Origin of the sequence: Streptomyces sp. NRRL WC-3618, assembly GCF_001280005.1 — a bacterium.
Taxonomy (GTDB): Bacteria; Actinomycetota; Actinomycetes; order Streptomycetales; family Streptomycetaceae; genus Streptomyces.
This window is the reverse complement of sequence record NZ_LGDW01000003.1, coordinates 21,341-27,958: the sequence shown is the minus strand read 5'-3', so window position 1 is coordinate 27,958 and position 6,618 is coordinate 21,341. Positions and strand designations below refer to the sequence as shown.

Sequence of the window (6,618 nt, the reverse complement as noted above, 5' to 3'; positions counted from 1 at the left end):
CGGTGGAGAGCCCGGAGACGGTGGAGAGCCCGGAGACGGCGGAGAGGCTGGAGAGCCCGGAGAGGCTGGAGACGCCCGAGGCGCCGGCGCCGCCCCCCTCCCCGCCCGTCGAGGCCACCGCCGGGACGGCCGTCCTCCTCCCCTCCCCCGCGTTGGACGCCTCCGACCGCGAGCGGCTGCTGGCCGGTACGCATCACGACCCCCACTCCGTCCTGGGCGCGCATCCGCTGCCCGGCGGGGTCGCCTTCCGGGTGCTGCGGCCGTACGCCAAGTCGGTGACCATCGTGGCCGGGGAGCTGCGGGCCGACCTGCACGACGACGGCGACGGCTTCTTCTCGGGCGCGCTGCCACTGCGGGGCGCGCCGGAATACCGGCTGGTCATCGCGTACGAGGAGCAGGTGCAGGAGACCGAGGACGCGTACCGGCTGCCGCCCGCCCTGGGTGACCTGGACCTGCATCTCATCGGCGAGGGCCGGCACGAGGAGCTGTGGCGGGCGCTGGGCGCCGAACCGATGACCCACCAGGGCGTCACCGGCACTCGCTTCACCGTCTGGGCGCCGAACGCGCGCGGGGTACGGGTGATCGGGGGCTTCAACTTCTGGGACGGTACGGCGTATCCGATGCGGTCGCTTGGCGCCACCGGGGTGTGGGAGCTGTTCGTGCCGGGGGTGGGCGAGGGCGAGCTGTACAAGTTCGAGATCACGCGCCCGGACGGCTCGAAGACCCAGCGCGCGGACCCGATGGCCCGCCGGACCGAGGTCCCGCCCCACACGTCGTCCATCGTGCACGGTTCCCACCACGAGTGGGAGGACGGGGAGTGGCTGGCGCGACGCGCCGAAGTCCCGGCACACGAGGGACCGCTGTCGATCTACGAGGTGCATCTGGCGTCCTGGCGCCCCGGCCTGACGTACCGTCAACTGGCCGAGCAACTCCCCGCCTATGTACGCGACCTGGGCTTCACGCACGTGGAGCTGATGCCGGTGGCGGAGCACCCCTTCGGGGGTTCGTGGGGCTATCAGGTCACCGGTTTCTACGCGCCCACGGCCCGGCTGGGCACCCCGGACGACTTCAAGTACCTGGTGGACGCCCTGCATCGCGCCGGCATCGGCGTACTGATGGACTGGGTCCCGGCCCACTTCCCGCGCGACGACTGGGCGTTGGCCGAGTTCGACGGACGCCCGTTGTACGAGCACGCGGACCCGCTGCGGGCCGCCCACCCCGACTGGGGGACCCTGGAGTTCGACTTCGGCCGGCGGGAGGTCCGCAACTTCCTTGTGGCGAACGCCGTTTACTGGTGCGAGGAGTTCCACATAGACGGCCTGCGGGTCGACGCCGTCGCCTCGATGCTGTACCTCGACTACTCGCGCGAGGCGGGCCAGTGGACGCCGAACGAGCACGGCGGCCGGGAGAACCTGGACGCGGTCGCCTTCCTCCAGGAGATGAACGCCACCGTGTACCGGCGGGTCCCGGGGGTCGTGACGATCGCCGAGGAGTCGACGGCGTGGGACGGCGTCACCCGGGCCACGCATCACACGGGCCCCGGCGGCTTCGGCGGGCTCGGCTTCGGCCTGAAATGGAACATGGGCTGGATGCACGACTCGCTCGGCTACGTCCAGCACGACCCGGTCCACCGCAAGCACCATCACCACGAGATGACGTTCTCGATGGTGTACGCGTACAGCGAGAACTACGTCCTGCCGATCTCCCACGACGAAGTCGTCCACGGCAAGCGCTCGCTGGTGTCGAAGATGCCGGGCGACTGGTGGCAGCAGCGGGCGACCGAACGGGCGTACCTGGCCTTCATGTGGTCACACCCCGGCAAGCAACTGCTCTTCATGGGCCAGGAGTTCGCCCAGGGCGCCGAGTGGTCGGAGGCCCACGGCCCGGACTGGTGGCTGCTGGATCCCGCGTACGGAGCGGAGGCGGACCACCGGGGCGTACGGGACCTGGTCCGCGACCTGAACACGGTCTACCGCGACACCCCGGCCCTCTGGCAACGGGACACGCATCCCTCGGGCTTCGAGTGGCTGGTCGGGGACGCGGCGGAGGACAACGTCTTCGCCTTCGTCCGCTACGACGCGGAGGGCGCCCCTCTTCTGTCGGTCAGCAACTTCTCCCCGGTCGTCCGGCACGACTACCGCATCGGCGTCCCGGAATCGGTCCCGGCCTGGCAGGAGACCCTCAACACGGACGCGCTCCGCTACGGCGGCACCGACATCCACCACCCGGCCCCCCTGAAGCCGGACCCCCAGCCCTGGCACGGCCGCGCGGCCAGCATCCGCGTCACCCTGCCCCCGTTGGCGACGGTGTGGCTGCGCCCGGCGTAATCCCCGGCGCAGCCACGTACAAAATTCAGGAGGTCAGGATCGCGTCGCCGAGGCCGCTCGTCGTCGCGGAGCGGTTGGGATCGCCCGATTTCACCAGGGCGCAGGTGATTTTGATCTGGTCCTGGCCGCTGATGTCGACGGAGAGGTCGGCGGTGTCACTGGAGCGGAACTGCACCGCGTCGGCGATCTGTCGTCCCGAGGCGTCGAACACCTTGATCGCCGCCACCGAGCCGATCGCGTTGTCCGCGTCGGACGGGATGCCGAGGGTTGCCTTCAGCCGCTTGTAGCTGCTCACGTCGTACGTGACGCTGTCGTAGCTCGAGGTGTTGCAGCCGAGCCTGACGCTCTTGGGGTGGTTGACGCCGAGCATCAGCACGGGGCTGGGGCCGTAGTCACCCGTGTACGTGACGGCGCTGAGGTCGGACAGGTAGCTCTGCGCCGGGCGCACCCCCGAACTGTCGGTGGGCTCGGGGTTCTCCCCGTCCACCGAAGCGCTCTCGCCCTCACCCGCGAGTGTCGTCGGCGTCGCGGTCGCCTCCGGGGTCGCCGTGACCGTCTCCGTGGCCCGCACGGTCACCGTCGCGGTCGGCTGCGGGGAGTCGGCCTGGTAGTTCCTCTCGCTCACCCGCCCCGTGAAGTAGCCGGTGGCGATGGTCAGGACGCTCACCACCAGCAGTTCCATCCATCGGGGCCCGATGTGCCAGCGGGAACGGGTCGGCTGCTGCTTTTCGAGCTTCACGTGGTCTCCCCTGTTCGTCCGGCCGGGTGGGGACAGCGCGGCGGAGAGAGCGTTCACCGGCTCCACCCCACGAAGCCCGCTCATCATCCGCAGCCACACGCGAGCCGAGGTGCCTCACCCTAGGACGAGCAGGGGCGAGCCGGGGCGCGTTCACCAGGCCTTCCGCCAGCAGTGGGAGCGCGCATCACTCAGGGGGCGCGTACATGTCCTGCGCGCCCCCTGAGTGATCGTCGAGCCCAGCGCACCGCGGGCCGCCCGGCCGTGGCTCGGTCAGGGCGTGGGGTCGGCGGCCGTCCGGTCCAGTTCCCGCATGGCCTGCACGAAGTCCTCCCGGTCCGAGGTCTGGAACCGGCGGAAGAACCAGTCGGGCACCCGGACCTGCCCGAGCCGGGTCTGAAGCAGCACGTCCTGGCCCTGCCGGGCGAGTTGGAGCAGCGCGGGGACGTCCTCCGGGGGCCGTCCATGCGAGACGTGCTCGTGCATCGCGGCCAGGAGCACCGACCGCGCGTGCTCTCGGGCCCCTGCCGTGTCCCGTTGGGCCGCGACGGTGTCCAGTCCGAGCAGCAGCAGTCCCAGCGAGGGAACGAACCAGTGGAGCAGCAGGTCGGACACGGTCATCGACCGGGCCAGACCTGTCCCGACACCCGCCAGGGTCCAGAGCACCAGCGCGCACGTGACGGTCGTGGCGTACCGGCGGCGCACCCGGGCGCCCCAGCCGAGCGTCTGCAACTGGCAGGCGAAGACGTCCAGCGGGCGGCTCAGCGCGGTGGCCTCGAAGAAGTAGTCGTGCAGCCGCGACTCCGGAGCCGTGTACCGGCGGGCCACCCGGCCCACCTCCTCGGCGGGAGGCGCCGTGCCGCCGGCGAGGACGGTGTTCCACGGGAGTCCGAGCAGCTGGACGTCGAACTTCTCCTGGAGCAGAGCCGCGCGCCGCATCTCCCCGCGCCCCCAGAGCCGGGCCCCCGCCGCGTACGCGAGCGCCCACGCCAGGCCGAGCAGGGTGCCCGGCGTCCTGAGCACGGGTGCGAACACGCCCGCCACCCCCAGGGCGGCGAGGAGCACCGAGAGCGAGACGTGGGCGGAGGCAAGCCTCTTGGCCCGGCGGTGCGAAACGGAGGCCGCCTTGAGGAGTATCAGCAGGTCGGGATCGTTCTGCCGCTCGAAAATAGGCGTGCTCGGTACGGCCACGGTTTCCCCCGATCCGCTGACGCGCCGCCGTGTGCGCGCGGCCAGTGTGGGCGGCGGTCGGCCCGACGGCGTACCGACCGCGTGAGCAGTCATGCCCAGCCGTCGCCGCGGACATGCGCGGCACCGAGCGGCGGGATCACAGGTCCCACACCTCCAGCCGGCCCTCTGTGCCCAGCGTCGCGAGCATCGTGCCGTCCCGGGCGAGGGCGATGTCCGCGTAGGTACCGGACTGTCGCAACTGGGTGCCGCCGTCGACGGTCGGGATGGCCAGTCGGCCGCGCCGGAGCCAGAACAGCGTGCCCGTCTCGGTGCAGACCAGGCGCATCCACTTCGCGCCGAGCGCCTCGTCGGCCTCCCTGCCGGTGAGCTTGCGGCGGTACACCTCCCGGCCGTCGTCGGTGCTCCACACGACGACCTCTTCGAAGGTGACGCACCCGACGTGGCTTCCCGAAGGAGAGACCGCGAGCTGCAGACCCGGATCGGGGGTCATCATCTGCACGAGCTTGTTTCTGAGGTGCGGAATGCTGTTGGCCACACCGAATGTGAGCGGCGAGCGGTCCCGACGGTGGATGTGCACCTCCCTCGAGCGGGCCATGGCGACGACCGACGCGTCGATGCTGACCGCGCTCGCCGCCAACGAGGGCGGGCAGGGCAGTGCCTCGATCGGGGCCCCGTCCTCGAAGGCGCGGACGGTCAGGTACTTCCCGTCATGGGTGGCGAACACGTCCCCGCCGCTGGTGACCAGGAAGTGGTCGGCGTTCGGCAACCGGACCGGTGGCGGCCGCAACGCCCCGCCGCGCTGCGGAAAGTGCACGATCTCCAGTTCCTTCGGGCGGGCCACCACCACGCTGTGCGTCAGGGAGGCCACCAGCGACTGATGGCCGAGCCGCTGCTGCGGCGGACGTCCGCCGGTCCCGGGGAGCGGGTCCCCGGAGACGGTCCAGCGCCGGACGCCGCCCTCGCTGTCGACGGCCACCACCGTGTGGTCAGGGCCGAATCCGACGACCGAGCGGTCGTCCCGTACCCCTGTCTCCGTCTGCCCTCGCCGCCGCTGAGGCTCCTGGTCCGACACGAAGCCCGCTGCCCGAGCACGCGCGGACGGGCCCGTGTGCCCGAAACCGGGCACGCTGAAGGAGTCCCGGCCCGGATCCAGGGCCGGTGGCCAGGCCCCGGCGCCGTCCTCCCGGGTCCGGGCCAGCACTTCACCGCCCGCGTGCGCAGCAAGCCGCGCGAAAAATGTACGGCCGGCTTCAGTGATCTTGGTGTACGTCGTGAACCGCAGGGCCGCCGCCGTCAGCGAGAGCAGGAACTGAAGGTCCCAGGGGTCGCGCCAGTCGCGCATCACCTCGCGGGCGGTGTCGCGCACGGCCGCCACCAGGGCCGCCGCACCCGAAACGATGTCGGCGCGATGGGAGGCATCCGGGTCGACGACGAACCGGAGGAGCGCGTGCCGCTGGTCGTGCGGCAGTTCCTGCGGGTGGTTCACGTGCGGCAGCAGAGCGGAGAGGAGCAGGGTGGCGACATCGCGACCGAGATCCGCGTCCTTGCCGAAGGTGCACAGGTCGATGAGGCGGTACGCCCGCGACCGCACCACCTTCTCCAGCCTCGGCACGAGGATGTTGTCGAGGTGGAGGTCCCCGTGGCCGAGCCCCCGCAGGACCGGCACCGTCGGGTCCGCGAGCGCGGGGTACCCACCCTTGACCAGCAGGTACGGATTGGGCAGCCGCATACCGTCGCTGTAGAGCCAGGGGGGCGCGGGGTCGAAGACACCCAGGCCCCGGCCGAATGCCTGGAGGGACCCCCCGCCCGTCCACACGTCGCCCAGTTCGCGGCGGAGGAAGTCCGACACCGTGACCTGCGCGGGGACGGCGTTTTTCAGGGCGGCTTCGTTCCACTCGGCCAGCAGTCCCCGTACGACGGCCTCGACGACCTGGTTCTGCTCCTCCCGGGAGAGGGATCCCGCCGGGGTGACGTCCCGCAGACTGCCGCCGGCGACCTCCTGGAACATCACGGTCCTGCCGTCGGGAAGGACGAGCGGCGGATACGGCTGGCCGACCAGGTGCAGCTTGGAGAACTCCGGCACGGCCTCCAGTGCGTCCGCGTGGGCGGATGCCTCTCGGCCAGGGGCTCCGGCGGGAATCACCTTGAGGACGAGTTGCCGGGGCGGAGGCGCGACGTGGATCGTCTGGAGCACCGCACCGGTGTAACTGCTGCCGGGCACGGTCCACAACGGCCGGTTCAGGCGAAGCTCGGACCAGTCGTGCTCCCCACCCTGACGCTGGAGTTCATCGACGACCTCCTGCCCGCAGGTGTTCCGGATCCACATGATGTCCTCGGGCGGGATACGCAGCACGAGAAGCCCTT

Annotated in this window: 4 protein-coding genes; 1 reads left to right on the top strand and 3 read right to left on the bottom strand. The window is 71.2% G+C overall.

Features of this window, described 5'->3' with window-relative positions; all coding sequences use genetic code 11:
- The first annotated feature begins 2 nt into the window (after positions 1-2).
- Positions 3-2,327, top strand: coding sequence for a 1,4-alpha-glucan branching enzyme (gene glgB / locus ADL01_RS01575; protein ID WP_234354453.1), 2,325 nt, complete (start codon positions 3-5; stop codon positions 2,325-2,327).
- Positions 2,328-2,352: 25 nt separating this feature from the next.
- Here the strand turns inward: glgB and ADL01_RS01570 are convergent, their stop codons facing one another.
- From ADL01_RS01570 to ADL01_RS01560, 3 genes are all read right to left on the bottom strand, one after another.
- Positions 2,353-3,066, bottom strand: coding sequence for an NPCBM/NEW2 domain-containing protein (locus ADL01_RS01570; RefSeq protein WP_159049427.1), 714 nt, complete (start codon positions 3,064-3,066; stop codon positions 2,353-2,355).
- Positions 3,067-3,336: 270 nt separating this feature from the next.
- Positions 3,337-4,347, bottom strand: coding sequence for an S-4TM family putative pore-forming effector (locus tag ADL01_RS01565; protein WP_159049426.1), 1,011 nt, complete (start codon positions 4,345-4,347; stop codon positions 3,337-3,339).
- 43 nt (positions 4,348-4,390) lie between these two features.
- The gene (locus ADL01_RS01560) at positions 4,391-6,607 is read right to left on the bottom strand and encodes a hypothetical protein (protein WP_053740023.1); all 2,217 of its coding nucleotides are present in this window, start codon (positions 6,605-6,607) and stop codon (positions 4,391-4,393) included.
- Positions 6,608-6,618 lie beyond the last annotated feature (11 nt).